Here is a 25,838-nt window from a genome sequence, read left to right as displayed (position 1 = left end):
GGGAAAAGACTGATGTAAAATTGTGTACAGGGGTAGGGCTTTCGGCCCTACCCCTACCTACTTACATTAGGCCACTGGCTCGTCTTCTGAAGACGCAGGCAATGCGTTTCCAGTTTGCGGTTCTGCATTCGGCTGTATTTGAGCCTCATCAATGGCCGCTACACCCTCACAGGCTTCACACTGGAACGGATTGTGATAATTATAGGCGGTCTTGATATTGGCAATATCGGTGAGCGTTTCTTGCCGGAAGATCTTGGTTACCTGGCCAAATTGTTTTAGCAGTTCGGTGGTCTCACGATCCGCCAACTTGTAGCTAAAGGTAGCAATGTAATATACTCCCTTCGGCTGTATTTTCGTATTCTCTTTCTTCTCGGCCACCGCCGTAATGACGACATCAGCCAGCGTCAGGTCATCGTAAAACAGCGGTTCGATAAGCCGGAAGATATTATCCACCGAATAGCCGTGGAATAACACCGCCGATACGTTGTTCTTCTCATCGAGAAAGAAGATTTCCGCCCAGTTTTTGGTCCCCATACCCAGAATGTTGTCCGTGAAGATCCGCCAGGCCAAGGGCTGGAAGGTGAGCGTCCTGCCTATCTTATCGATCCCATTGATATTAAATACGCCCTCCTTAGCATCAAAACGATACTGACGCGGATGGCCCTCAAGATATTTAAATCGGGAGAGCACTTCACCGCTACCTTCGTCTACATACTGCCAGGGGTAGAGGTTTGGGGTGATTGATTCGGGAGCGGATACAGGAGCAACAAGGGCGGAAGTCTGACTGGTCTTTGCCATGATTTTCTCCAACTGTAACACCGTTGGCGCAATAGATAACTGATTGATTAACAGTATAAATTTAGCAAAAACAGGCGAATACGCCAAGCATTTTTAGGCTATATTCACCCGGATAACACCTTCCCTGCCACCCTCCTCCCCCTTGGCCTGATTAACGCGCTAGCGTTGCCTAATCCTGGTTGTTTTCGTTCAATTAAATTCTTATCCGAGGCTGTAGCTGAATAACGTCTTCTTTTGGAAGTGCCGGCACTTTTCTCTTTGCTTCGCTCTGTTCCTGGTTTGGTTTGGCTGGTATCGGAATGCCTTTTTTAATACCGAGCTGATCGTTCCAATCCTTCTCCATCGGTCGTATAATATGCACCTGTTGAGATAGGCCATTCAGTTGCAATATGGCTTTTTCAGCTCGTACCAGGTATTCCCGGCGATTCGGAAACGTAAGGGTTCGTTGCCATGGCTCTTTAGTTACTGCGGAGTTGGCGGGTTCGGGCGGTAGCTTTAATGCCTTATACAGAAAGTTTTCTGTTTCCTGTAGTTTCTCAACCTGACCCGGCAAACCGGTCAGTTCTACACGGCATTGGTCTTTAAAGGCTGTGAAACGTAATTGGAGGGAATTCTCCTGCTCCGAATTCTTTAAAGCACTCAGCAGCCGTAAATTCAACTTAATACCGGGCTGGTCATTATCGTTACCGAGTACAATCCGTTCCGGCTGGTAGGTATCAATTAATTGTTGAATATACCCCGGTGTATGTTCACTGAATGTACCACCTGTTGCCAGGTATAACCGCTCCAGGGGTTGAGCAGGGGGATGAAGTTCATGGTAAGCCAGCGCGTCAATGGGATTTTCCGTGATGAAAATCTCCTTTGGGTGCATTACTTTATCCACCTGACTTTGCCAGATTCCCAAACGTTTGTTGCCAATGCTGATATTAATGTCATCATTCCGGATGATCAGCGCGTGAACCTCTCCCTGCCAGGTTACCGGGAAAGCCGTATTGATGTACTCGTTTCCGGATTTCTCGTGCCGGTAGTACCAATTGTGAATAGCCCCAATAAATTCTGGTGCTTCCAGCGTACGCTCCGACAGGTGCCGGCTTTGTATCAGGTAGTCACGCTCTGTAAACGGCAGCAACGAAAAAGTCGGTTTTCTGGGTTCATCGACCGACTTCGTTTTGCCGTGTTCAGCAATCGCATGGTTTGGCAGTTCATTGCCGAGGTACCGCTGTACTACTTCCGCCACTTGCCGCCAACCCTCCTTCGATTGTAGATTAACCTGTAGTTTGCCCGCGAGATAATCCAGCAAAGTACCCCGTTCGTGATCATCGTTCGGATTAAAGTATCGGTTCTTGGCTCTGGAAACGATCAGCATATCACCACTTCCTTTTCCTCGTTCAAAGACCACAAACTGCGCCGTCAGGCTGCCTTTATCACGCCGATGGAAAAGACCCTCATGGTGCAGGAAGAATTCAATCAGATCAATCTGCTTATAATCGAGACTGGACAGGGGGCGCTGCTGCGCAGGCTTAATGGACAGCGAACGACGGGCGGCAGAAATCTGAACCGAAGCGGAATACGTCTTACCGGTGGGTGATAGCAGGCCTGCTAATTCGATGCGTTTTCCACTGGCTAACTCCTGTTGTTGCTGTGGGGTCAACGAAACGCCTTTAACCTGTTTCGGTAAGCGGAAATCCTGCTGACGCATAAAGACCAGCGCCTGACGCTCCGGCTCAAAGGCTACGTACGCCTGAATCGGACCTTCCGGCGGTTCATGGAGGGTCACTAACTTACCTAATTCACCGACATGGGAAAGGTTTCGTTTGTCTTCTTCCGAAAACGTATAGCCCATAAAGGTATCTGGAATAGTATGTATCATGAATAGACGGATTAGATATTTTATGCCTTGAGTTTGGGCGTTTTCTTCGGCGATGTTGTATTCTTGGCCTTGGGCAGCTTTCGCTTTGTCGTTTTTTCGGCTGGCTTCTCGTTTGTGTTTTTGGGCTGCTTCCGCTCACCCGTCTTCTGGCCAGTTGCTTTATTAGGCTTGGTTACTACCTCAGCTACCGGCGTGACCTGAGGGTTAGCGTCTGCTTTCTGTTGTTCCTGCTGGGCAGGCTGCGGCAGTCGCCGAAAAATCAGTGACCGCTTGGCAGCCGATACCTGCACCAGCGCATCGAATGACTGTCCATCGGCTCCGGTCATGCCATGAATTGGCGTTAGTTTACCATCGCGAAGGCTTTCTTTCTGCTGCTCGCTGAGCTGTACGCCTTTTATATGCTCCGGAAACCGGAATCGATCTTCTCGCAACACCGTCAGTGTTTTAGTGTCGGCATCGACCCCTATATATCCTTTAAACGGCTGGTTCGTAATCGCATCGTTGAGGTCAACCCGTCGACCCATTTCTCCGTATTTCTGAAGCCTGTTCTTGTCTTCTTCGGTGAAGCTGTGACCCAGATAATCACTGCTCAGGGTCAATTCTTTGCGCGGTTCGATCTGATTGATGTGGATACCTTGGTCAAGAGAATGGGTCAGGTAGAACTTACGTATGGTACCATCCGGCAACATCTGCAGATCTGTTTTCTGCCCGTTGAGCAATTTTTTGGCATTCGCATCATCCAATTCAATACCGAATCGGGATGTGAGTTCTGCCAGTAGGGACGTAGGATACCGCGCCGGGCGGTCCTGGCTGGTCTGATTTGCCTCCATATGTATAATTTAATTTTTGGTTTACTGAAGAAATAGGTCGGCCAGCCTGGGGTTAAGTCTCTCGGGACCGGCGCTGATTCAGTTTTTTAGCAGGCTGATTTTTGATCTTAGGTAGCCGGCGGAGCTTTTGGGGATCCTCCAGTTTTACCTGTTGCTGGTCATTATCCCGCTTCATTTTGTTATTCTCTTTGGCTGTTTTCTGCTCCGTCTTCAGACTTTGTCGGCTATCGGTTCCTTTCAAAGCCTGGCTGGGCGGTTCCAATTCCTGAGCTGTGGCCACATTGACTGTTTGTTTGACCGAATTTCCGGCAACTGGAGCAAAAGCCAGCGATCGTTTGGCCGCGTTGATCTGAACATAAGCATCATACTTCTGCCCATTGCTGCCGGCTAGTCCGGAAAGCAGTACCGCACCACCTTGTAAAAGTTGCTCCTTCTGCACCGGGGATAGCTTCACCCCTCGTATTTCGTCTGGCATTTTCAGGCGATCAGCCCTAAAAACAGTTAGGCTATTCGTTTCCTGATCGATTCCGATGTAGCCTTGAAACGTTTGCCGGGTAACATTATCCTGTAGGGTCACGAGTTTTCCAAGGTTACCATTCTCTTTGAGGGTTTTCTTTTCTTCCTCATTGAAGGTAAAGCCCAAAAACTCGTTGGGAACCGTCAGGACATTTCGTTTCGGCTGGAAGTGTACCCGTGGTCCAAGTTCGGGATGCGCTACGATGTAAATCTTACCGACCAGCACCTGCGGACTGTTGTTGATGGTGCGCTCCAGCGTAAGCAGTCCGGTTTTTCCACCATTAAGAAAATTTTGAAGCGCACCGGTTTCCTGTAACTTCTCTGGTGTAAACCCAAAATGGGTAAGCTGATCTGCAACCTGGTCCCACCGGAATCGGGTGGTCTGCTCCAGTTTATTCAGATTCAATTGTTCCTGACCCGGTAATCCCTTTCCTTCGTTAAGATCAGGTGAGGAGACTTCCAGGAACCGCAGCGACTGGTAAACCTGAATGTTTGCTGCGCTGTAATTTTTTTGCAGATTATGAAAAAAATTGGCGAGCAATCCTCCCCTGACGAGTTCGATTCCTAGTTCCGGCGGATTAGGTTCAGGGGCCGGCGGAACGATGGTCGACTGAAGCTCGGTATGCTGACCATCTGACGGTATTGAATATTGAACCCGGTATGTTTTAGTGGGATCGATGTTACTGAGGTCAAGGTCCTTTACGGACTCATGAACATCCCAGAGGTAGTCGGTTAACTGGTTTACATGCTGTGGGTTATTGGTGACGCCAATGGCTTGTAGTTGTGCCGCTAGTTCCTCTTTTTGTAAGCCAGCGTCGTATAAGCGTGTAGTCAGTTCCGGATTAGCTAGCAGTTTATCGCTTTCTAAATAATTACGGAGGTGTTCTGCTTCGGGTGGTAACAGCAACTGATAGTCCTGCCTTTTTCCTTTCTCGGCGTCAGTCGCGACATCCCACGTGACTTGAATTGTAGGTTTTTCCTCTGCGGGTGAAGACTCCTTATGTTGAATCGGATCCTCTGCCTTAGCTTGAACAGGTCGTTCTTCATTAGTCTGATCGTTCTTTGTCGCTACACTCTCCCGATTATTTTCAGCCGTTTTTGAAATCTGTTCGCCCACGGGCAGGCTAGTCGATTCCTGATGAGGTAGCGGTGCTTGTTGTCGTTGTTCGTTTACAATTGGTACGGTGACTAAATCTTTCTCTGTTTTATCCGGAACATTCACCGTAACAACAGAGTTTTCCGGTACAGTTGGACTTTGAGCTTTTGCCTGTAAAGCTTCTTCGTGCCTGGCCAAATTTATCGGATAAGTACTCTCGCGCCAGATAGCCAATGAATCAGCTTCCTTTTTGTATTCTGGTACTCGGTAAATCTGAAGTAGTTGTTCAGGCAGGTTGGTTTCCTGACGCCACAATCGGCGTCCCAGTTCCATCCGCACAACTTCTTCATGAGCCGGCCGCAGCCGACCCGTTTGTTGAAACTCATCCCATACGGATAGAGGCAGTTCTCCCCTGGTTTGCAGCCGTTCCATATCCTCTTTTGTAAATCGGTACAGTTGGTTGGCCACGTCGGTTGGTGGCACTTGTGTTGTTGAAGACATACTGATTAGTGTTATGGTATCAATTTCATTTTCTCGCACGGGTTGACGTGCTTTTTGCACTAGCCATCGGTCGACGGTTTGAAGTAGTCAGCGAAGGATTTTCTGACTTCATCTTCTTTAGCTTGATCAGCAGCAGAAAACAAAAATCAGACGGGTTTAAGGCCACGCCCTTTTGAGTCACTGCATAGTGTAGGTGAGGCCCCGTAGACTTGCCGGTTGAGCCCACTTCCGCTATTGATTCGCCTTGGTTTACCCACTCTCCCGGCTTTACTGAATACTTGGATAAATGCCCGTAGATGGTTTGAAAACCGCTTTCATGTCGGATATAAACGGCTATTCCCAAACCACCAGGCTGCTCCACCATTTTATCGACGATCCCATCGGCCGCAGCATACACGTTGGTACCTTCGGGGCTGGGTATATCGATACCGGCATGGTTTTGTAGCTGCCCCGTTATCGGATGCCAGCGAACGCCGAACGGACTACTGACACGAAACTCCCGTTGAGCGGCCAGCCGGATGGGTAGAATAGACGGTATGCTGCGGTACCGGGCTAACAGGTCCTTTTTTCGTAATCGCTGAGCCTCACTCACAGCCTGCTTAAGATTTCGCTCCAGTAGCTCCAGCGAATCAATTACCTGATCAATCCGTTGCGCATGCAACTCCGTGTGCTGACCCAAAGGATGTAAAACAATTCGGCTGGTGTCAACCGCACCATCCTGTTTTTCTATGGCCTCCCGATCCAGCCGCGTAATGATTAGCAACTGTTCACGCTGTTTAGGGCTGAATATCACCTGAGCCTGACTGTTCTTCGGAAAACAGCAAACCAGCAATAGAAAAAGAATACGGTAAGTGGCAAACATAACTTTCGTGTTATTCAGCGCTCAGCATCATCAAACGATAATTCCTCGACCAGGTGCGCGTATTCTTCGGAATCCCGCAGGCGGTATAGTTCTTCAATCAGCAGGTTGTTAATATCCGCTTCTACCTGCCGGTAATTTTCGGCAATGACCTGTTCGAACTCAGTATTCGAGATACGATCTTCAGTGAGGTCATCCAGTTGAGGCAGAGGCATTTTCTCAAACGCTTCGATCTCTTTCTTCATTTCCGGATCGACTACCAATTCTGCGTGGAATATCTTTTGGGCAACGCGTTCCGTGAAGTTATCGGCCACTTTACCGACGAAGTATCCCTGGCTGAGGTTGGCTATTTTGGATTCGGGAATCAGCGAATCCATATTCTCCGAAAACTGGATATTCGTATCGTCTTTGGTGAAGGTGAAGTTCTGGCGAATCTGTTTGTTCTTACCAAAACTGGTTGACAGGATTCGGGCGGTCTCCCCTCCTACCTGGCCGCTGAACACGTTTCCTATGGTATTGAACAAGGCCTCAGCCTCCCGGTCTCCGTACTCCCGTTTCAGCTGGCTGAGATCCTGTACACCCAGCGTGGTGCATACCTTATTGGAGCGGCCGGTTGCAATCAGGTTATCGAGTCCCCTAAAATAAATGGTTGGTAATTCGTCCACGATAATGGAGCATTTACGCCGACCTTTCTGATTTACCAACCGAAGAACCCGTGAGTTTATAAGTCCTAACGCTGCACCATATACGTCTTGTCGTTTTGGGTTGTTGCCAACGCAAAGTATCTTCGGATCGAGCGGATTATTAATGTCCAGGGTAAAGTCATTACCGGTGAGCAGCCAGAACAACGTCTTGGAGTCTAGCCGTCCCAGCGGGATGCGGGCGGAAGCAATTTGACCTTCCAATTGATCAAACGCACCTTTTTCCAGCGCACTGGCAAATGGGATGAGCAGGCTGTTCAGTTCGGGTTCGGATTGGAGGAGCGGGAACAGATAAGAGTAAGGTAAACCTGCCATTTTTATGGCGTGCGGAAACGTGCAGTAGTTTGGCTTAAGTTGCGGAGTCTCGTCATCCTGGCCCTTAGCCTGCCACTCCGCCATTTTCCGGTCCTGGTATAATTTCAGGTACCAGATGATGGCGGCAAAGAAGTTGATGGGCGACTCGGTGAAAAAGTCGCCCTGTTTCTTAATCCAGGATTTGTTCAAATTGAGCAGAATCGTTTGGGAAGCCTCCAGGGCATCGACAATATCCGTCATGAGTTCAGCCGCCAGGGGATTACACCGGTGCGAACTGCGGGGATGGTCAAAATCAAGAATGTAGAAGGTCGGGAAGTCTTTGCTATCCTGACGGTACTTGCACGCGTAGTAATAGGCGATTTTGGTTAGGTCCGGAAATTTGAAATCATAGATGTACATGCAGAACCCTTTTTCCAGGTGCTGCCGGATAAACTGAAAAATAACAGCAAACGACTTACCTGAGCCCGGTGTTCCAATGACGATGGTGGCCCGGAAAGGGTTTGGAACGTTTACCATCCCCTGCCTGGTCTTCCCTTTATAGTAATACCGGGTGGGGATATTGATGGAGTACTCATTCTGCAGCATGAACTCCTCCTGCTCAAAAGATTCATTATCCCGATTAAAGGGATCATCTCCAATTTTCAGGTCTATAATCCGATTGGCATAGGCTCCTGCTCTGATGAGCATCAAATAAGCAACAATGGTTGTGATACCGTAACCATAGGCTCTGCTATCTACCGATAGGGTTGACCAGTGTAATATATACCCGTTCGCCATCAGGAGCATAAAGCCAATCAGGGCATACCGACCAACTACAACCCAGGTTACATCCAGTGTTTTCCTTGTTTTGTTGCCGAATGTATACACGCCCAGCACGAACAGAGCCAACAGTTTGGAAATAAATGGATGCCCGAAAATACCGGAACTCCGATTCAGGTTTCGGATAAACGTATCCAGAACGGCAAACGTAAGGTTATGCTGCCTGAAGCTGGTGTAGCAGTAGTAATACAGATGAAAGCCTATTAGCACAAATCCAATGAACAAGATTGTTTGGAGAATGCCCCGCCACTCCTGATCGTAGTTGCTGCTGCCCGTAGAACCCATAGTTGCAATTGGAAGATGATTATGTATATTTCTGTATGCTACAAAAAAGTGCCTAGTCACCCTTAGTGCAGCATTGACCCCAAGCTTTGAAAAAGTAAGTAGTGGAGTTGATCCTATGCCCTGAGATAAGTATTCGGGTTAGGCTTCCAGAGTCGATGCTGCTCACGAAACGCTGGCAATCGACCGTCGGCGATCTGGCACTTTTCTCCGTTGGAAAGCACCAGCAATCCTGAACGGCGAACCCATGTTCTGATATGTTGGGGATTGACTAGCCTCGTCCAGTGAATACGCCAAAAAACAGGGAGAAACGAGTGTGCTTTCCTTAGGTTAGCGGTTGTAATGATTTGTTCGCCATCTTCAAGGTGAAACTTGCAGTACTGTCCCATACTGGTCACCTGAATGATCTGGCTGAGCGGAATTTCACGACGCTTTCCTTTCCAAAGGATATACGCCTTATTGTCAACTACCTTCATATCTTACCCTCCTTTAACTACCCAAATATAGTTGAGGGCAAGTATAAATCAATACTTATAACTGTATTTTAAAATAAATAAGAATGTTATCACTCCCTGATGCATATGTTAGTACCTGATAATCAACTTGTTTATAACCGTGATTCGTTGACTTATATTCATTATCTAGGTCGTTTTCGGGAGCCGGTATTTTTCAATTTCTGACTGTACATCGGTTTTTGCCGTCGGGTATCGGTAGCTTCATCAATAAGGGTAATTAGCTCTGTGGTACTCCCCAGGGCATCCACCCAATTCAGATCTTCCGAATTTCGCTGCTCCACATCCCGCTGTTCCTTTAGATTGGTTATCTGGCTGAGCTTATGCCGTTCAAAGCTGTTCACGGCTACCTTTGCTATTTCCTCTGGATACCCTTCTGCCCGTATGCACTCCACCTGGTAGGTATTGGGAAAATGTTCGGTAACCTGGCTTTCAAACTTTAACGGGTTATTCTCCTGAAATTGCCGGTAGTGGTAGGTGACTCTGGCGGCTAGTGCTTTTGCCTCTTCTCTCGTGAGAGTGGTCTGCGGTTTATCGGTCTTGTTAAACCGGTTGGAAAGACCCTCTTTTGTATAATCCTTCCCAAGTTCATTTGCCGAGTAGATCAACTTCCGTTGACGATCCAGGTAGAAGTAATCCTGAGTATGGTCTATCAAATCAATACGCTGCTTAAATAAAACCTCCTTCAGTTCCTCATTTGACGACAATGTGTGTGAAGCAAGAGCTGTTTTCAACGTTTGCCGTATCTCGGCGACTCCTTGTTCCTTTCGTCTTCTATTTGATTTGAATTGCTTCTCCAGCTTATACAAGGTGGGTGTAAAGGGCAGCGCACTGGCTTTGATGGGAGGTGAGATTGGCTTTTCACCATCGGTAAGTTGATAGGTAAGTCCACGGAGAGGTTTACCATCCTGGCTCCCTCCTACCCTGTTGAGCTGAATGCGGTTTGCCTTTAATAACTGCGAGAACTCCTGTAGCGAGCTATAACCGTATTCCTCGTAAAGCCTGCGCACTGCTTCGTTTAATTCGGCTTTCGCTTCCGGTTGAAAAGGGCTCTTCTGAAGAACTTGTTTGACTTTTTTACCTAACCTGACCTCCTCAGCCCGGACAAGCCCATGGCGTATCTCTAATTCTTGACGGGTTGAATTGATTCGCTGTTTGAGAAAAGAATCCGAAATTTTATTCCCGTTTATGTCAACTGACACGGTGACAATATGGATGTGCGGATGATTGGTGTCATCATGGCGGTAGACCAGGTATGGCTGTTTTCCATACTGAATTTCCTGTAGAAACTCACTCGCAAGGGTGCGGAGTTGGGCATCCGGGATTGTCTCGGACGGATGAAACGATAACGAAAAATGAGAGCCGGGCTTGCTGATTCGCTCGTTGAAACGGGCGTAGGTCTCTAAAATTTCAATACGATGTTTTAAATATTGCTGAGCTGCTTCTTCATCTGGATAATTACTGATCTGTATCCGTTCGGCGCTCCCTTTCTGTACTTTTCGCTCGTTGTATAACACAGCGCCGGCTACACTTTTTCCGGTGGTAACCCGTACAACCATACCTTTATTTGATTGAAAGCCTTCTGTAATTGTTCCTTTATAGCCTCATTCTCTGGTAAAGCCGCGCCCTCTGGTCGCAGGGCTTCTTTCCTCTCTTCACCTTGCTGATGCCCCTTAATTCTCACTTCTAAATCAGGTAATTGTTCTCCAATTGTGACGAGTACCCGCCGGATTTCGCCCAACTGAATCAAACTTGCAAGCGCATTATGCCGTGCCTCCTCTTTGCAATTTTCCTTATCTGCAGGTTTTAGGACCTTTTCTTTTACGTATTCCTGTAGGGATACCTTTCTTCCGGCAGTCTCTGCCTCATGAAGACTTTTTAAATAATTGGCTTCTTTTTCTGTAAGCCGCAAGTTTATGTACTGGGCAACGGGTTCTTTCTGCTCTTTTCGCGGCCGCCCACCTTTTTTACGACTTGTCGGCTTTGTCGCTTTCTTCTCATTCATGTAAACTCGAAAGCCTTTTAAATTTTGTAACGGCAAGATATACCCGTTTTTTGTATACATAAAACACATCTTGCTTTTCTTAAAATTATCATGTAACACTCCAGCTACTTTCGTTCAATGGGTCAATCAGTAAACTCGTTGATGGATTGAATGGTGGTGGCAGTAAATTTTGCAAGCCTTATTGTGGTCTAGCTGGATAACCACACTCAAGCCGTCAATGCGTTAATTAATTGATTGGTTTACCCGTTGAATACAAACAGCCTCAGTTATCAACGAATGGACTCATCAACTTGTCAACTGGTCCATTCGTCAACGCGTGTACCAGTCAATACGTGGGCGGGTAAATGGGTGCGGCTAACAAATAGTCAATACTTCAGCGCTTAAACCCATAAACTAATTTATTATCAACGGGTCAACAAATTGTCGAGTCAACGCATTTACCTATTTATCGATTGACTTATCAACTAATCCATTAGTAAACTTATCAATTTATAAATGGATTTATACATTTATTGATGGATAAATGTATGTGTGAATTGATACATGGATACACCAATCAATAAATTAAAACATCAATAAATGGACGTATGGATTGACAGATGAAAAAAAGTTGAGTACATTTCGGCTATCTAATCAAAACCATTCAGCATGGCAACTTTTATATCCATTTTCAGCCAAAAGGGGGGGGTTGGCAAAACCACCCTGACGATGGTACTGGCCACTCATTTTGCCGTGGTCGAAAAACGTAAAGTAATCGTCATCGATGGCGACCACCCGCAGCACAATTTCTTTCACGAGCGGGAACTGGAAATGGCTAAAGCAGAACAGAACGAATCATTCCGAAAATCAGTCGAAGCGCAGGGCGTTGAACCTTATCCCGTGCTGGAGGCAAGCCTGAGCGACCTGGCCTTGTTCATTGATCACTTCCGCAAGGAGGGAGGGGATGAGATTGTGTTTATCGACCTCCCGGGTACTGTTAATACACCTGGCTACATGGACGTAGTTAATCGGCTGGATTATGGCATTCTGCCGATGGAGGCAGATAAATTCACCTTTGTATCCGGATTGCAAACGCTCAATGCGGTTTACGACCAGCTTCAGGAAGGAAAGACAAAGATCAAGATGTTTATGCTGTGGAATAAATACATGGAGCGCGAGCGTCAGAATATCTACACCACCATAAACGCCCAGATACAGGAAGCAGGTTTTGTAACGGTCCTCCACAACCGAGTGAAGCACTCTGTCCTCTGGAAGAATCAACGGTCTACATTAATTCCTGAGGTATCGATCAAGCCAGTGGCTGACGAGATCAGTACGCTGCTGTTTGAGACGAAGAAAGTCTCTAAAAAGAATGTCCTGAAAACTGCACCCGTAAACCTGTAATCCAAACCGACCATGGCAAAGAATAAAGCAGCTGATGATATAACGACAATGGTCAGCCGGGGCATTGGATCCGGCTCAATACGCGACTACCTCAGTTCCATCAAAAAGGAAGAGCCTGTTGCCGCTCCGGCAGAAACGGTTCAGCCAGAATCGCAGCCGGCACCAATAATTGTCAAGAAAGGGGAGGAGACCCCAAAAAATACTGAGGACAAAAAGGCACCTGCGGATACCCAGGCAAGCGCTGCTCCGGAATCACATGCATATACCCTGGACGAGAAGGAAAAAAAGAAGCTGGACAAATACGCCCAGACCTTTTTGAAGAAAAATCCCCGGTTCGTCCGGTCATCAAAACAAATAGCGATCTCAAAGAATACCCACGCACTGATTACATTACTCGTCAGGTATGCGGATCAGACAGGTAATAAGGTATCAATCATGGAGGTCCTCGAGAACATCGTGGAAAATCACATCCGTGAAAATGAAACAAACCTGAAAGCCATCAAAGAAGAGTTGATTCAATTAGAGTTTAAAATCTAACGATATGCTCTCCCCGTTGGAAATCCTCGTATTGGCCGGGGTTTGCCTGGTAGGCTACGCCTGGTACCTACTAGAGCTACCTCTCTGGAGCATCGCACCGGCCAACCTTCGTACGCAGCCTCATTCAGGAGCCCGTGCCACGTATAAGATGCTTGGTGGCTCGAAAACCGATTGGAAAGGACTGCTCCAAAAACTTCGGGAGGAAGCCGCCCAAAAGCAGCAGAACGACCAACAGTCCGATGAGGAGAATAGGGGAGAAGCCTGGCAGGTTTCACAAACAACGAACTTTGCCATCAACGAGGATGAGGGAGAAGGCGAGTCAGACTTGATCATGCTGGAAGAAGATCTGCCCCTGGGGGAAATCGGTGACGCGGCCGATGAAGGTTTTGACTTGGTGCAATACTCCGAAAACCTGAACCAGCTTACCGAAGTCGTTAAACAGGTTGAAGAGCCAACGCTATCGGCGGAGCAGGCCGAACGGATTCAGCGCATGTTGAAACAGTTAAACCCAAAGGGTGCCATGGCCGACGAATCGGTAGAGGCCACCCTCAAAAAAGGAACGTTCTTCGATGTTGCGCAGCTCTCGGCGACGTTCGACCAGCTTTGGGATGAACAAGATGAAGTTCCCAACCCGAAAGGAAGTAAAGAACGGTAAACATACATTCCATTCATGTATTAAAGCCAGGCGTCATCGTCTGGCTTTTTTGTTTGCTCAAAGTGTCTATTTTACCTCAAAGACAACTAACTTATTATCAGCTTAAAAGCAGCCATGTAATATTCGCAAGACATAATAAATAAAGTGATGTAAATAATTTTTTACAGTTATAAGTATTGATTTTATATGTATTCTGCATTAGTTTTGGATTAAGGATAATGTGATGTCCTTATTTTCAATCACCTTCTATCGTTTAAATCATTCATGAAAAAGCGAATTGTTCAAGTGGCTGGGGGAGCTATCCTCCTCAGTTACCTGGTATTGGCCAATGCTTCAGAATGCCTGGCGCAGACCGGTTCGGGTGCCGCTAAAAAGGGGCTGGATGAGGCCACTAAAGAAATAACCGGAGCCTGGGAAACGGTTGGAAATTTGATGTATGCCATTTGTGCCATTGTCGGTGTGGTTGGCGGTATCCAGGTGTATTCCAAATGGAGTAACGGAGATCCGGACACCCGGAAAGCAGCGGCCAGTTGGTTTGGTGCCCTCATCTTTGCCGGACTTGTCCTGCTGGTCATAAAAGCGGTCTTCAATCCATAATGTACCGGGTGAATAAAGGCGTAGACCGACCACCAGAGGTTCTGGGTATTCGGGGTATGAATTTTCTGCTTCTGCTGGCGGGTGCCGCCGTAGGCTTACTGCTGCTGGGCGTCATTATCATGGTGGCCACCGGCATTTCATCTGGCTACATCTTTGGTGCTTATTTTTTCGTGCTCGTCTTCCTGTATGGTCAATTGGTGCGGCTCTCCAAACGCTTTGGTGAACGAGGATTGAGCAAGCACCTGAGCCGTACCCGACAACCACGGGTAATTTATGTGCGCTCAGCTTATGTCTTTCGCCGGCTGAACAGCCAGTCTCGCTCTTAAAAGCTCTCTATATGCAAGTTAAAACGAGGGACATTAAAGACCTGTTCCCTATTGGCGCGGTTCAGGACGATCTAATTTTTTCCAAGTGGGGCGATATCACTGTATGTTTCGAGGTTATCCTGCCCGAAATTTATACGCTAAACGTGCAATGGGACGGCGAGGGTGACAACCGCGTCGAAATGGGTGAATACCGGGAACTGGTTGAATCCTGGTCTAAAGCTATAGGTGTACTGCCACCGCACACCATCGTGCATAAGCAGGATTGGTTTGTCGAAGAGAAGTACCAACCGAAGGTAACAGTAAATGCCTTTCTGGACAAAACCTCAGAGCGGCACTTTAACGAACGGCCTTACCTCAACCACAGATGTTTTCTGTTCCTGACGAAAACACATCCGGAACGCCGATCGGTCAGTGCCGAAGCCATTACGCTGGCAAGGACCAGGTTGGTATCGAAAGAGGTAGCCGATGCCAAAAAGCTGGATGATTTTCTGAATGCGGTCGAACAATGTAAGGCAATTCTGGAGAGCACCCGCCTGCTCCGGCTACAGCGCCTTACCACGAATGACATCGTTAGTACTGCCACCTCGCAGGGGCTGTTGGAACGCTACTACAGTTTGTCACTTCAGGAAGAAGTTGTGACACTGGCGGATATAGAACGTGATGATTGTTTACGGATAGGAGGGAAGTTCGCCAAGTTTTACACCATCTCCGATGTGGATGATATGCCCGATTGGGTACTAACCCATAACCGGGTGGATGCGTACTCTTCGGAAAACTCAACGGTGTCTGTCTGTTTTGCCGCTCCGGTAGGACTTATGTTGCCTTGCAATCACATCTATAATCAGTATGTGTTCAAAGACGATAAGCATGTATCGACTCCGGAACTGGAACAGCGGGCCACTCAGATGCGCTCCCTGGCGTCGTTCGGCAAAGCCAATGAAGTGAACGCCATGCTCATCAATGAGTACCTGACGGAGGCTTCGCAGTACGGATGGACACCCATTCACGCGCATTTCAATGTACAGGTCTGGACAGAGGATAAAAGTAAACTGCCGGTGCTGCGCAATCTGGTGAGTTCGGCCATTGCCAAAATGGGTGCCCGGCCACGGGAAAACAGCCTTGATGCGATGGCGTTATTCTGGGCGGGTATTCCCGGTAACGCGGCCGATCTGCCGAAGGAGGACCGGTACTGGACGTTTACACCCCAGGCGGTTTGCCTGTTTAACCAGGAGACGAACGATGAAACCTCGCTGGCCACATCTGGCATCAAACTGACCGAACGATTGAGCGGTAAACCGATCAACGTGGATTTTTCTGATGAGCCCATGAGGAAAGGCTGGATCACAAACCGGAACAAATTCATCATTGGACCGTCGGGTTCGGGAAAGTCATTCTTTACGAACCATGCCGTTCGGAGCTATCACGCGCAGGATAGCCATATCGTTATCGTCGATGTGGGGCATAGCTACAGCAGTTTATGTGAGATGCTAGGCGGAAAGTACCTGACCTACGATCCCGCGAATCCGATTTCATTTAATCCCTTTGTGATTGAAGGACGCGCTCAGCCGGATATCGAAAAGAAAGAAGCCCTAAAGACACTGCTCCAGACGCTCTGGAAGCGGCCGGAAGAGCAGCAGACTCGCACCGAAGATACCGCCTTAGCCGCAGCTATTGACGGGTATTACCAGTATTTGGCCCAGCATGAGGACATTTTCCCTGGTTTCGATTCATTTTACGAGTACCTTCAGGATGGTTTCGTCCGGTACCTTGATGAACATAAAGTCAGGGAAAAACACTTTGACCTGGAGAACTTTATGTACGTGCTTCGGTCCTTCTACAAAGGGGGTGAATACGATTACTTGCTCAACAGCCGGACCAATCTGGATTTGCTCCACGACCGCCTGGTCATCTTTGAACTCGACAATATCAAAGATCATCCAATCTTATTTCCGGTGGTCACCATCATCATCATGGATGTCTTTATCGCTAAGATGCGCAAGCTGATGGGGATTCGTAAGATCATCCTGATTGAAGAAGCCTGGAAAGCCATTATGAAGGATGAGATGGCCGAATATATCCGGTATCTCTACAAGACGGTGCGAAAGTTCTTTGGCGAAGCCTGGATTGTTACGCAGGAAGTAGATGATATTATCGGCAACAAGATTGTCAAGGACAGTATCATCAATAACGCAGACACCAAAATTCTGCTGGATCAGCGTAAGTACCAGAACAAATTCGGGGTTGTGCAGGAGTTGCTGGCGCTGACCAAAAAGGAGAAAGATTTATGCCTGAGCCTCAACCGGGACAATGATCCGGGCAGGCTCTACAAAGAGGTGTTTGTATCCTGGGGCGGTCAGCATAGCAAAGTATACGGAGTCGAAGTATCACGCGAAGAGTATTATGCTTTCACCACCGAACAACGTGAAAAGCTCAAAGTACAGCAGAAAGTGCAGCAGCAACGTGAGGCTGGGGCAGACATCAACTACGAATTAGCGATCAAAGAGATCGTCGCGGAAGAGCGCGGATTATAGGCAACGGATTTTCTACATTTTATTCCCTCAAGTGAACTATGAGAAGACATTTTCTCAGGCAGGTGGGCATTGCCCTGCTGCTTGGCTGTATCACATCCGGTGCGATGGCCGCTTCCGGCTGGGTACCGACGAAAGCGGTCATGGCATCGGATACCACCGATGATCCCGCACGGCCGCAAAATCCACAGGTACCGTTTGTGCGGGAAGTAAAAGGGAGCGGAGGGAAGCTGATGGAGGTGACCTTTCCCGGTCAACCACCCATGCAGGTGCCTTCCGCGAAATTAGGCGAGGTGCTCGCGTCTTACACCGAGGGCCTCGTCAGTCAAGGACTACCTGATTATGGTCCAGCTCTAATTCAACGGGGCTGGAGCGGGGTTAAAGATGAAATAACGGAGGAGGTCGAACAGATTCTGGGCGAGTTGGAGAACGACCTTATGAACGGCATTAAAGACGAGATTGAGCAATTAGCGCAGCAGGCCTTGGGTTCGCTGCTGAACATCTCGCCGATTTCGGAAGTAGCCCGACTGCGGAAGATGGTCAAAGACGGCCTGAGCAAGCAACAAAAGATTGAATATCAGAATTATAAGGTAGACTACGCCTGGAAGAAAGCGCATACCGAGTTGTCGGAAAACTTCGTCAGCTATTATGAAAAAAAGGAGCTGAAAAAGAAGTTTCAGATGGTATCGATGCAGGAGGAAGGCGGCCAGAAGTTGTTGAACTCCGGCGTGTTTACCCCGGCTGAACAGCAGCAGTACGGCAAAATTCTGTCCACACTTTCGTTTACGGATGACCTGGCGGCTGAGGTAAAAACCGCCTGTAACCTGTCACAAACGGCGGTATGGATGTCGGAGGGGGAACGCATCAACGTACTCGATATGGTAGAGGAGGATTTGTTCACCCGCGTAAAAAGCCTGAAGGCCTACAATGCCGAAATCGCCAAAGCCGCCACGGCTCGTCGAAAGCAGCTCATGCAAAACCGGCTGACCAAATCCCTCTACCGGGAGGGCACCAAATTAAACCGCAACGTCTCCACCTATAAAACAAAATGGGAATGATACAGAAGTTAGTAACCGGGTGCCTCCTAATCCTGGCGAGCGTACCGGCCTGGTGCCAGATTCCGGACGCCAGTCAATTGAAAACAGGCCCCAAAGAAGAGTTTACGTTGCGGTTAGCCATTGAAGAGTTGCTGGGTAATACGGAGACCGACCTGATGCAGGGAGTACTTGATCCGGGTGTTGATTTCGGGGCAATTCTGACGGAGAAGGTATTGGATGAGTTGATCAAAGCGGTAGCGGATGCGGCCGTACTCGCGCCGGCGGCCGAGAAGATTATGGCTACCTACTACGAGAAGAAAGCCGAAAAGCTGTCGAAGGAAATTGCCAAGCTCCGGGAGGTCTGGAAGGACGGGCAAACGAAGATCCAGAAGATCCGATACCAGGATCTGAAGGTCAAGACCCAGTTTCGCAAATCGATGAACGAGCTGCACCCGATGCTTGCGCAAAGTAAACGGAAATCACTGGCGCAGCAGGACATGAAAGATCTCTACGGCAGTTTCGTCGGTGTGGCCGGCGAGGTGTTTACGGGTGGTGGTCCGCGCCAGCAATTGATACGCGAAGAGTTTGACGCCTACACACAGGACGAAGACCTGGGCTATTACGCGCTGGCCACCGCCGGCGGTTTGCTGGGTGATCCAAAATCACTGGAAGTTAAGCTGAAGCTGGCTGACCGGGAGTCTAAAACGGCATTCCTTTCCCCGTACGAACGCATTCGGCTGTATCGCAACACGTACCGCGAAAGCCGTATGCGCAACAACTCTATTCAGCGCATGCAGGGGGAGTTGTCGGCCGGAATTAATCAGAAAATCAAAAAGCGCATTATTCAGTCGCAGGCCTGCAGCCTGGGCCTGAAGCGGTATTAATGACAACTTCTCTGAACGTATGGAACAAGCATTGGATAATTTGTACCAGGGTATGCGGAGCGACTTCGGGATGCTCATCGACTTCGGCCGCTCCATTGGCTTCCTGGGTGCTGTCTTTTATGTTTTCTACCGCATCTGGGGGCACCTGGCCAGAAACGAACCTATTGATGTGTTTCCGCTCTTACGGCCTTTTTCGCTGGCATTGTGCCTGCTTTGTTATACCTATATCGTCGACGCCATGGTTACCATCGGCAATGGGCTTTCGCTGGCCACCGAACAGGTGGTTGCAAGTAAGGAGGCACAGGTGGTTCAATTGAACCAAAAGAAGGATGAGCTGCTGAAGCAAAAGATGAAGGAGATTGCCGGCGTCTACACGGCCGACGGGGAACTAAGCTACTGGGAGTTGGGGAAAGACTTTTTCGGACGGCTTTTCTCCGTCGACAATTCGGTGCAGCGCTCGGGGGTATCGTTTCTGATCAGCACTTGGATTGATGAACTGCTTAAGTCCGTTACGCGGGTGCTGTTCGATGCGGTAACGCTGGGAATAAAGATCATTGCGACGTATTTTCTGATTATTATGGCCATCTGCGGCCCCATCACCATTGGACTAAGCTGCTTTGAGTGGTTCTATGGTTCGCTGGGAGCCTGGTTCGCCCGGTTTATCCATATACTGTTGTGGATACCGGTGGCCAACATCTTCGGGGGCATCATCGAAGAGGTGCATATCATTATGCTCCAATCCGACATTGCCCAGATCCAGGCCGCTACCGCCGAAACCTTTACGGCTACCGATTTCATGGAAATCCTTTTTTACATCATCGGAACGGCAGGCTATCTGCTGGTGCCGCTGGTGTCGACCTGGATTCTAGAGTCGACGGGGGTCGGTAATGCCATCGGTAGCTTATCGCGTCCGTTTACCGCGCCGGCGACAGCAGCCATGGGTGTAATGGGCGGAGCAGTAGGTACAGCCCTCGGCAGTGGGTTTGGCGCGGCACGGGGATCAGTGGCTCCACCGATCTACGTATATCCCACACCGTCAGCGTCTACGCCAGCGCAACGACCGCAGCCGGTAAACAAGGTGTAATCTGAAAAATGACCATGAAAAATCCGACCAATTTTCGATACCTCACCAATCTGGAAACGAGTTTTCAGATGGTTCGGTGGCTGGCATTCGGCACTGTTTTGGGGAGTCTGCTATTCTGTTCGGTGGTGCTGTACTGGTACATCCGACAGGTAGATGTTAGCCGGCAGAACATCTACGCCCTCGACCGTGGTAAATCGTTTCTGCTTACGCTGTCGCAGGAAATGAACGAGAACCGGCCGGCCGAAGCTGAGGACCATATCAAAACGTTTCATAAGCTGTTTTTTGAACTGGACCCCAATGAGAACCAGATTAACGCCCATATCCGGGAGGCATCTTACCTGGGTGATCAGTCAGTGGTGCGGCTTTACAAAGACCTGAAGGAAAAAGGTTACTTTACCCAGCTTATTCAGGGCAACGTCATCCAGAAAGTGGAAGTCGATAGTGTACAAATACAGTATAACCAGTCGCCTTTTTATGCTAAGACATACGCCCGGCAGATTTTGGTTAGGGCTAACTCAGTGACTATTCGCCGACTGATTACACACTGTTACCTGCTGGAAACGCAGCGTAGTGTAAACAACAGTCACGGCTTTATGATCGAGCGCTTTAAGGTACTGGATAATCAGGACCTGGAAACCATTGAACGAGAGGGAAACAAAGCGTACGCTTATCTGAATAAACGATAAAGCCATGAAAACGATTGAACGTTTCGCGCTCCGGCCAGCAGACAAGCCACCCCATGCCTGGGCCCTGCGTATGCAGTATCGCTGGTATTTACGCTGTAAATGGACCATCGGACGATTTGCTATTGCCAGGGTAAGGAAATGGGAACGGCAGCCGATATCCACACGCAAGCAACAGCTTGGAATTGCGCTCTGTCTGTTGCTTATGCTGTGGGCGCTCAGCCTGGCTTTCTCGCATCAATGGAACCTGGTTCAGGCCGGTCAGGTGCATCACCTGGACCACACCAGGTCTACAGCCCTGACCCACAACCGGCCAATTAGAACCGTCCGGTCAAACAACACACATCAAGTCGAAAAAGGAGATAAAAACAACCATGGAGCACAACCGGGAAAAACGAAAGATTAAGGAGTTATTCTCCGACAAACGATTCCTGTACGCCGTTGCCGCCTTTCTGCTGATTGCCTTCGTTACCATATACCAGATGGTTTCGCAGGCCGGTAAACCAACGGCGGCAGAGGGAGAGAACGCCATCAACGCTACCGTACCTACGGCCATGATCGACACGACGCAGGCCACCAGTAAACTGGAGTTGCAAAGCGAAGTAGATCCGATGGCCATGCCGGGGATTGATCCGGCAGCCCAAAATAAACAATCGGGCTTGCAGTCACCCGTACCGGAAACAATTAACCCGTACCTCTACCAGAAGAAAGCCAAAGCCGACGATCCGGAGATGGCGGAGCTAGATGCGGTCTACACGACAAAGTCCAACGATAAAGGAAATGCCCGCAACCAAACAGGTAAACAGGAGCTTGATGAGGAAGAAGAGGAAGGTGCCCAGCCGGCTGACTTGCAAAAGCAGTTAGCGGAGCGAAAACGACTTCTGGTATTACTGGAAGAATACCGCCGGGATAAGGAATTGAAACAGGCCCAACAGGCAGAACAAATGATGAAGCCCCAGAAGGTTGTTGATGTACCGGTAGTCTCCAGCCTGGATAATCCAATGCCTGGTCGGGGCAATGACTTTTATGGTTTGCATTCGGACCGGGTACGCCGGCAGCAGCAGGCCCGCAATGATTCAACCTCGGGAACGCTCCGGGCGGTGATCCACCAGGATCAGACCATCATCAACGGCGGACGTATCGGCCTCCGTCTGCTGGAAGCGATTAACGTACGGGGTACGGTTATTCCGGCTGGCACATTGGTGTATGGCCTTGGCCAGTTCAGCACCGAGCGGGTGAATGTTCACATCACCAGTATCCAGTATGAAAACCGAGTATATCCCATTCGCCTGACGGTGTACGACATGGATGGCATTTCCGGAATTTACGTGCCCAACATCCTGGCGGTGCAGGAGTCGCGACGGGCCGCTGCGCAGGCGGCAACGGGTATCAACATCCAGACCCCGGTGATGGGCACCAACGCGGCTGCAGTAGCTGGTGCATCGGCGGCTAATGCCGGCATCAATGGCCTGCGATCTTTCTTTTCCCGCAAAGCCAATCTGCGCAAAGCCCATTTGAAAGACGACTATTACGTGCTGCTGCGGTAGCCAAATTATTCTCCAGACATCCAAGATTCTTCAATCATGAACAAGTTAGGTATTTACCTGATGGGGGGCTTACTGTCCCTCCACCTGCCGGCCACGGCGCAGATACTAAAAGACACTAGTCAGCTCGGCCCTATGGCAATGGCCAACCGACTGCCACAACGCCAGTACAGCGCAAAACGGACACCCGATGCCGGCATCCGAATCCAATCCAGCTTTGTGGAGTTGGCGTTTAATAAAACGACTTGTCTGATTTTTCCCAGCCCAATCCGGTCGGTGGACTTGGGTAGCCGGGCCATCATTGCCGACAAGGCCAGCGAGGTTGAAAATGTACTCCGGGTTAAAGCTTACCAGATGGGCTTTAACGAAACCAATTTCAGCGTGATTACGGCCGACGGCAAATTTTACAGTTTTATAGCTTCCTACAACGAATTTCCGGATGTACTGGCTATGAACCTGGCAGGGGAGGAGCTACACGCAACCGCCCGGAAAGAAGGTACAATCCAGTTTGAAGGGGTGAATGCCTCCCAAAACGACATTGTCTACCAATGTGACCAGGTTATGCGCCAAAAGCGGTGGGCTAAACTAGCGGGGACCGAAGACGGCAAGATGGAGGCCTCGTTGCGTGGTATTTACGTCAAGGACAATGTGCTATACTACAAAGTAGCCCTGGCGAATAAATCCAACCTGCCTTACGAACTGGATTTCGTCCGGTTTTTCATCGTTGATAAGAAGGTAGCAAAGGAAGCATCGAACCAGACGATTGAGGCTACTCCGCTATATGTGTACAATGAACCGTTACGCAAGGTGACCGGCAAAAACAGAGTAGAAAAGGTGTATGCATTCCAGCGATTTACAATTCCCAACGACAAAGCGCTGCAAGTGCTCATCAATGAAAAGAACGGCAGCCGAACGCTATCCTTTCTGGTCAGCGGAAAAGACATTATGAATGCCAGTACGCTGTAAACCTATGAGAAAGTCTGAACAACCTGTTTACCTCAGCCCTGTTGTAGGGTTGAGGTACGGGCAACCGAGTAAGTGGAAAAGGCGGAAACACTCTAAAAGGAGAAGACAAGTTTATAACCGGCTGCTGATTGTCGCTGTATTTATTTGGATTATCGGTTTAAGTGCATGGCTGGAGTTTTATGGTTGGTCGTGGCTGATGAGCTACCTTCAAGAATTTCACTTACCTCAACGTCAATGGTACAAATACTAATCTCTACGCAATTTCTAAAGATTACCGGTTGTATGGAACTTACCTTATATCACTTCATATTACCTTAAATTGTTCTAAAGCGTATAAAAATACGTTTTAACTTTGAGCAAGCTTATGAAGGACGGATTAACAAAAATTTAATATGCCTTGGTCTATCCCTATCACTTACAATAATGCTCGTACCCCACTTCGAATGAGTGTACCTCAAGAAGCAGAAGCTCTTGTAACAGAGAATCCAGGAGCTTATGCGATAGTTCATCCTGAGAATATATTGTTTGAAGAAAAGCTTCTTTACTTTGGGATGGCAGGTCCTAGGCCGCGAGCTCTAATACACGGTTTAAGAGGTAGACTTGCTACTAATTGTCCTCATCATGCTTCACAAAATATGGCTCAAAATGTATTGCTTGGCAACTTGCCTCAAAACCTAGTTCTATATTATTATGAGACAGTTACTCGGCAGGAAGCCTTAATATTAGAGTCAGCACTGATAAATTTATATATACAGGAATTTGGGGTATTACCTCAAGAAAATACTCAGCAACCCCATATAGATTTTGGCGAAGAATACATCGCTATCTATGATGAAATAAGAGGATTGCTCGGCTAGTAAATAATAGATAAATTGTTTAAGTAGGGGGTAGGTCCAGGAAGGGGAACCCCTTCCTGGCTGATTTTTTAGCAGGTTGCCACTGCTGGTTCTTCCAACTCCGGCAACTCCGCACTGGTAGCACCCAACACATAATCAGCGGCTTTCTGGGCTAGTCCGGCCGCTTTGATGATTAGCGTTTTGTCGTTCTTCAGGGCCTGTAGCCAGTTTTGCAGGTATCCTACTGAGTTATCCAGTATGGTTGCTTGCGTAACGTCTATCCCTGATACGGCGGCTAAATAACAGGCTCCGATCTCGGCCGTAAGCTCCTCTTTGGCGTAGTTGCGAGACCCGAACTTATTAGGCTTAGCTAACTCCGGCCGGTTTAAACGGCTGGCGTGTCCGGTTGAGTGAATCAGCTCATGAAAGGCAATAACGGCAAAGTTGGCGCTGGTCTCAAAGTTCTCCGGCTTTGGCATATTTATCATGTCACGCTTTGCATTGTAAAATGCCCTGTTAGTGTTGCGGTAATGAATAGCGGGCGGGTTAGGCATAGCGTCCATGATAGCACGGCAGGAAGTCACCGTTTCATCCGTTGGTTTCGGCACTACCGGTGTAAGTACAGGCAGTTTAAAATCAATATCCTCCACATCGGTAATGTTGAAAACATAATAATAGCGCAGCAGAAAACGACGGCTGGTAGGCTCTCCCCGTTTGGTGGCTTCTTCTTCGGTCTCCACTTTCCAGAATACCACCATAGCACCGGAAGCATTTTTCCGGACAGTACCGCCAAGCTGTTTAACCTGATTAAATGTAAGGTAATAAGGGCGGGCATACGGCAGGCTACCCAATAGCATTAGATTAATTCCGGAATAGACGCGGCCGGTCAGGTAATTACGTGGTAGCTCTACTGAGCCATCTTCGGTTACCAACCAGGTTTTGCGCCAGGGGAAAAAACCTTCTTCCATGCGCTTTACAATCAGATCCGTAACGCGCTGGTAGATGTCGACAGGTTTCCAATTGGCAGAAACAGCAGTAGACTTGGGGTTAGAACGGGTTTTCATGGGAGTTTTGCCCTGTGACACCGGGCCGGCAGTTTGCAATTAAGAAATAGAAAAATTGAAATCAGGAAAAAAGCTGTTCCGGGTTGCGGGTTAACAGATAGTAATGGAGCCGGCGGCCTGCCTCCTGGTTCACCTCACAGGGGATAACCTGAAAGCCTAATTTACCGGCGATGGCTAAAGCCTTTTTGGTCCGCGTTCCGGGGGTGGTGGTCAAATGCAGATGGGTAAACCGGTTTAGCACCTCTTCTAGGCTGTTTACCGGAAAGCTGTTCACGGCTACCCGTCCGGGCGACTGCTGCTGAATGGCCGTAATGAATCGCTGGTAATCGACCGCGAAGTTTGCGGTAAGGGCATAGAGTTGCGCAAAAGAGACGGTTACAGGAGCAGCACCCATATTTGTTTTGTCCTATCACACCGGACCGGCTTTCGATTGATTTCTTGTATAAAGATAGCAGCTATTTACCTATATACCAACAACTTAACCAGCTTTCTTAATTGGAAGTCGCACCCCTTCTCCCCCTAGGCAACTACTAAAATCATTAATGAAGTATCTTTTCTACGGCAACAGTTATGTATAGGAGCAGGAAAAGGTTAGTTCTTTTCCTGCTCC

The 25,838-nt window shown here is 48.5% G+C and carries 25 protein-coding genes; 14 read left to right on the top strand and 11 right to left on the bottom strand.

Annotated elements, in window-relative coordinates; genetic code table 11:
* Window positions 1-66 precede the first annotated feature (66 nt).
* The 9 genes from ABD931_RS26410 to ABD931_RS26370 form a co-directional block, all read right to left on the bottom strand.
* Entirely contained in the window at window positions 67-798 is a 732-nt protein-coding gene (locus ABD931_RS26410; protein WP_370469356.1) for a hypothetical protein, read from the bottom strand.
* A 193-nt stretch (window positions 799-991) separates the two neighbouring features.
* Window positions 992-2,668 carry a DUF3945 domain-containing protein gene (locus ABD931_RS26405; protein WP_345271036.1) on the bottom strand — a complete coding sequence of 559 codons (1,677 nt, stop codon included), beginning with the start codon at window positions 2,666-2,668 and terminating at the stop codon, window positions 992-994.
* A 20-nt stretch (window positions 2,669-2,688) separates the two neighbouring features.
* Window positions 2,689-3,498 (bottom strand): DUF3945 domain-containing protein, encoded by an 810-nt coding sequence (locus ABD931_RS26400; RefSeq protein WP_345271035.1) that lies wholly within the window; start codon window positions 3,496-3,498, stop codon window positions 2,689-2,691.
* A 52-nt stretch (window positions 3,499-3,550) separates the two neighbouring features.
* Window positions 3,551-5,611: a DUF3945 domain-containing protein gene (locus tag ABD931_RS26395; RefSeq protein WP_345271034.1), complete on the bottom strand. Its 2,061-nt coding sequence runs from the start codon at window positions 5,609-5,611 to the stop codon at window positions 3,551-3,553.
* Between the two features lie 25 nt (window positions 5,612-5,636).
* Window positions 5,637-6,473: a M23 family metallopeptidase gene (locus ABD931_RS26390; protein ID WP_345271033.1), complete on the bottom strand. Its 837-nt coding sequence runs from the start codon at window positions 6,471-6,473 to the stop codon at window positions 5,637-5,639.
* Window positions 6,474-6,487: 14 nt separating this feature from the next.
* A complete protein-coding gene (locus ABD931_RS26385; protein WP_345271032.1) occupies window positions 6,488-8,590 on the bottom strand; it encodes a YWFCY domain-containing protein in 2,103 nt (700 codons plus the stop codon).
* A gap of 113 nt (window positions 8,591-8,703) precedes the next feature.
* A complete protein-coding gene (locus ABD931_RS26380) occupies window positions 8,704-9,063 on the bottom strand; it encodes a LytTR family transcriptional regulator DNA-binding domain-containing protein (RefSeq protein WP_345271031.1) in 360 nt (119 codons plus the stop codon).
* Between the two features lie 161 nt (window positions 9,064-9,224).
* A complete protein-coding gene (locus tag ABD931_RS26375; protein WP_345271030.1) occupies window positions 9,225-10,658 on the bottom strand; it encodes a relaxase/mobilization nuclease domain-containing protein in 1,434 nt (477 codons plus the stop codon).
* Entirely contained in the window at window positions 10,625-11,164 is a 540-nt protein-coding gene (locus ABD931_RS26370; RefSeq protein WP_345271029.1) for a hypothetical protein, read from the bottom strand. The genes ABD931_RS26375 and ABD931_RS26370 overlap by 34 nt, the downstream gene beginning before the upstream one ends.
* A 588-nt stretch (window positions 11,165-11,752) precedes the next feature.
* Here ABD931_RS26370 and ABD931_RS26365 point away from each other — a divergent pair.
* The 14 genes from ABD931_RS26365 to ABD931_RS26300 all read left to right on the top strand — a co-directional run bounded on the left by ABD931_RS26365 (window position 11,753) and on the right by ABD931_RS26300 (window position 24,185).
* Window positions 11,753-12,487 (top strand): ParA family protein, encoded by a 735-nt coding sequence (locus ABD931_RS26365; protein ID WP_345271028.1) that lies wholly within the window; start codon window positions 11,753-11,755, stop codon window positions 12,485-12,487.
* Between the two features lie 12 nt (window positions 12,488-12,499).
* On the top strand, window positions 12,500-13,024 hold the full coding sequence (locus ABD931_RS26360; RefSeq protein WP_345271027.1) for a DUF3408 domain-containing protein: 525 nt from the start codon (window positions 12,500-12,502) through the stop codon (window positions 13,022-13,024).
* Window positions 13,025-13,028: 4 nt separating this feature from the next.
* Window positions 13,029-13,679, top strand: a complete 651-nt coding sequence (locus ABD931_RS26355; protein WP_345271026.1) for a hypothetical protein — start codon at window positions 13,029-13,031, stop codon at window positions 13,677-13,679.
* Between the two features lie 264 nt (window positions 13,680-13,943).
* Window positions 13,944-14,276, top strand: coding sequence for a DUF4134 domain-containing protein (locus tag ABD931_RS26350; RefSeq protein ID WP_345246451.1), 333 nt, complete (start codon window positions 13,944-13,946; stop codon window positions 14,274-14,276).
* Window positions 14,276-14,602 (top strand): DUF4133 domain-containing protein, encoded by a 327-nt coding sequence (locus tag ABD931_RS26345; protein WP_345271025.1) that lies wholly within the window; start codon window positions 14,276-14,278, stop codon window positions 14,600-14,602. Before ABD931_RS26350 ends, ABD931_RS26345 begins: the two co-directional genes overlap by 1 nt.
* An 11-nt stretch (window positions 14,603-14,613) precedes the next feature.
* A complete protein-coding gene (locus ABD931_RS26340; RefSeq protein ID WP_345271024.1) occupies window positions 14,614-17,133 on the top strand; it encodes a TraG family conjugative transposon ATPase in 2,520 nt (839 codons plus the stop codon).
* 38 nt (window positions 17,134-17,171) lie between these two features.
* Complete coding sequence (locus ABD931_RS26335; RefSeq protein ID WP_345271023.1) at window positions 17,172-18,188, top strand: hypothetical protein; 1,017 nt, start codon at window positions 17,172-17,174, stop codon at window positions 18,186-18,188.
* On the top strand, window positions 18,185-19,051 hold the full coding sequence (locus ABD931_RS26330; RefSeq protein ID WP_345271022.1) for a hypothetical protein: 867 nt from the start codon (window positions 18,185-18,187) through the stop codon (window positions 19,049-19,051). The genes ABD931_RS26335 and ABD931_RS26330 overlap by 4 nt, the downstream gene beginning before the upstream one ends.
* Window positions 19,052-19,070: 19 nt before the next feature.
* A complete protein-coding gene (locus tag ABD931_RS26325; RefSeq protein ID WP_345271021.1) occupies window positions 19,071-20,135 on the top strand; it encodes a TraJ family protein in 1,065 nt (354 codons plus the stop codon).
* A 14-nt stretch (window positions 20,136-20,149) separates the two neighbouring features.
* Window positions 20,150-20,821 (top strand): conjugative transposon protein TraK, encoded by a 672-nt coding sequence (traK, locus tag ABD931_RS26320; protein WP_345271020.1) that lies wholly within the window; start codon window positions 20,150-20,152, stop codon window positions 20,819-20,821.
* A 4-nt stretch (window positions 20,822-20,825) separates the two neighbouring features.
* A complete protein-coding gene (locus ABD931_RS26315) occupies window positions 20,826-21,224 on the top strand; it encodes a hypothetical protein (RefSeq protein WP_345271019.1) in 399 nt (132 codons plus the stop codon).
* Window positions 21,193-22,365: a conjugative transposon protein TraM gene (gene traM / locus ABD931_RS26310; RefSeq protein WP_345271018.1), complete on the top strand. Its 1,173-nt coding sequence runs from the start codon at window positions 21,193-21,195 to the stop codon at window positions 22,363-22,365. The genes ABD931_RS26315 and traM overlap by 32 nt, the downstream gene beginning before the upstream one ends.
* Before the next feature lie 36 nt (window positions 22,366-22,401).
* Window positions 22,402-23,328, top strand: coding sequence for a conjugative transposon protein TraN (traN, locus tag ABD931_RS26305; RefSeq protein ID WP_345271017.1), 927 nt, complete (start codon window positions 22,402-22,404; stop codon window positions 23,326-23,328).
* A 443-nt stretch (window positions 23,329-23,771) separates the two neighbouring features.
* Window positions 23,772-24,185, top strand: a complete 414-nt coding sequence (locus ABD931_RS26300) for a hypothetical protein (protein WP_345271016.1) — start codon at window positions 23,772-23,774, stop codon at window positions 24,183-24,185.
* Between the two features lie 68 nt (window positions 24,186-24,253).
* Here the strand turns inward: ABD931_RS26300 and ABD931_RS26295 are convergent, their stop codons facing one another.
* Complete coding sequence (locus tag ABD931_RS26295; protein ID WP_345271015.1) at window positions 24,254-25,228, bottom strand: ArdC family protein; 975 nt, start codon at window positions 25,226-25,228, stop codon at window positions 24,254-24,256.
* A 61-nt stretch (window positions 25,229-25,289) separates the two neighbouring features.
* Window positions 25,290-25,622: a hypothetical protein gene (locus tag ABD931_RS26290; protein WP_345271014.1), complete on the bottom strand. Its 333-nt coding sequence runs from the start codon at window positions 25,620-25,622 to the stop codon at window positions 25,290-25,292.
* Window positions 25,623-25,838 lie beyond the last annotated feature (216 nt).

This window comes from Nibrella viscosa (genome assembly GCF_039541875.1).
Lineage (GTDB): Bacteria > Bacteroidota > Bacteroidia > Cytophagales > Spirosomataceae > Nibrella > Nibrella viscosa.
This window is presented reverse-complemented; position numbering and strand designations above follow the sequence as displayed.

Excerpts from the sequence above, each read along its gene's own strand:
- ABD931_RS26345 (WP_345271025.1), top strand. The coding sequence starts at position 14,276 with ATGTACCGGGTGAATAAAGGCGTAGACCGACCACCAGAGGTTCTGGGT.
- ABD931_RS26340 (WP_345271024.1), top strand. The coding sequence starts at position 14,614 with ATGCAAGTTAAAACGAGGGACATTAAAGACCTGTTCCCTATTGGCGCG.
- ABD931_RS26355 (WP_345271026.1), top strand. The coding sequence starts at position 13,029 with ATGCTCTCCCCGTTGGAAATCCTCGTATTGGCCGGGGTTTGCCTGGTA.
- ABD931_RS26315 (WP_345271019.1), top strand. The coding sequence starts at position 20,826 with ATGAAAACGATTGAACGTTTCGCGCTCCGGCCAGCAGACAAGCCACCC.
- ABD931_RS26390 (WP_345271033.1), bottom strand. The coding sequence starts at position 6,473 with ATGTTTGCCACTTACCGTATTCTTTTTCTATTGCTGGTTTGCTGTTTT.
- ABD931_RS26385 (WP_345271032.1), bottom strand. The coding sequence starts at position 8,590 with ATGGGTTCTACGGGCAGCAGCAACTACGATCAGGAGTGGCGGGGCATT.
- ABD931_RS26330 (WP_345271022.1), top strand. The coding sequence starts at position 18,185 with ATGATACAGAAGTTAGTAACCGGGTGCCTCCTAATCCTGGCGAGCGTA.
- traN (WP_345271017.1), top strand. The coding sequence starts at position 22,402 with ATGAACAAGTTAGGTATTTACCTGATGGGGGGCTTACTGTCCCTCCAC.
- traM (WP_345271018.1), top strand. The coding sequence starts at position 21,193 with ATGGAGCACAACCGGGAAAAACGAAAGATTAAGGAGTTATTCTCCGAC.
- ABD931_RS26335 (WP_345271023.1), top strand. The coding sequence starts at position 17,172 with ATGAGAAGACATTTTCTCAGGCAGGTGGGCATTGCCCTGCTGCTTGGC.
- ABD931_RS26380 (WP_345271031.1), bottom strand. The coding sequence starts at position 9,063 with ATGAAGGTAGTTGACAATAAGGCGTATATCCTTTGGAAAGGAAAGCGT.
- ABD931_RS26350 (WP_345246451.1), top strand. The coding sequence starts at position 13,944 with ATGAAAAAGCGAATTGTTCAAGTGGCTGGGGGAGCTATCCTCCTCAGT.
- traK (WP_345271020.1), top strand. The coding sequence starts at position 20,150 with ATGAAAAATCCGACCAATTTTCGATACCTCACCAATCTGGAAACGAGT.
- ABD931_RS26360 (WP_345271027.1), top strand. The coding sequence starts at position 12,500 with ATGGCAAAGAATAAAGCAGCTGATGATATAACGACAATGGTCAGCCGG.
- ABD931_RS26400 (WP_345271035.1), bottom strand. The coding sequence starts at position 3,498 with ATGGAGGCAAATCAGACCAGCCAGGACCGCCCGGCGCGGTATCCTACG.
- ABD931_RS26375 (WP_345271030.1), bottom strand. The coding sequence starts at position 10,658 with ATGGTTGTACGGGTTACCACCGGAAAAAGTGTAGCCGGCGCTGTGTTA.
- ABD931_RS26405 (WP_345271036.1), bottom strand. The coding sequence starts at position 2,668 with ATGATACATACTATTCCAGATACCTTTATGGGCTATACGTTTTCGGAA.
- ABD931_RS26370 (WP_345271029.1), bottom strand. The coding sequence starts at position 11,164 with ATGTATACAAAAAACGGGTATATCTTGCCGTTACAAAATTTAAAAGGC.
- ABD931_RS26290 (WP_345271014.1), bottom strand. The coding sequence starts at position 25,622 with ATGGGTGCTGCTCCTGTAACCGTCTCTTTTGCGCAACTCTATGCCCTT.
- ABD931_RS26395 (WP_345271034.1), bottom strand. The coding sequence starts at position 5,611 with ATGTCTTCAACAACACAAGTGCCACCAACCGACGTGGCCAACCAACTG.
- ABD931_RS26300 (WP_345271016.1), top strand. The coding sequence starts at position 23,772 with ATGAGTGTACCTCAAGAAGCAGAAGCTCTTGTAACAGAGAATCCAGGA.
- ABD931_RS26295 (WP_345271015.1), bottom strand. The coding sequence starts at position 25,228 with ATGAAAACCCGTTCTAACCCCAAGTCTACTGCTGTTTCTGCCAATTGG.
- ABD931_RS26325 (WP_345271021.1), top strand. The coding sequence starts at position 19,071 with ATGGAACAAGCATTGGATAATTTGTACCAGGGTATGCGGAGCGACTTC.
- ABD931_RS26365 (WP_345271028.1), top strand. The coding sequence starts at position 11,753 with ATGGCAACTTTTATATCCATTTTCAGCCAAAAGGGGGGGGTTGGCAAA.
- ABD931_RS26410 (WP_370469356.1), bottom strand. The coding sequence starts at position 798 with ATGGCAAAGACCAGTCAGACTTCCGCCCTTGTTGCTCCTGTATCCGCT.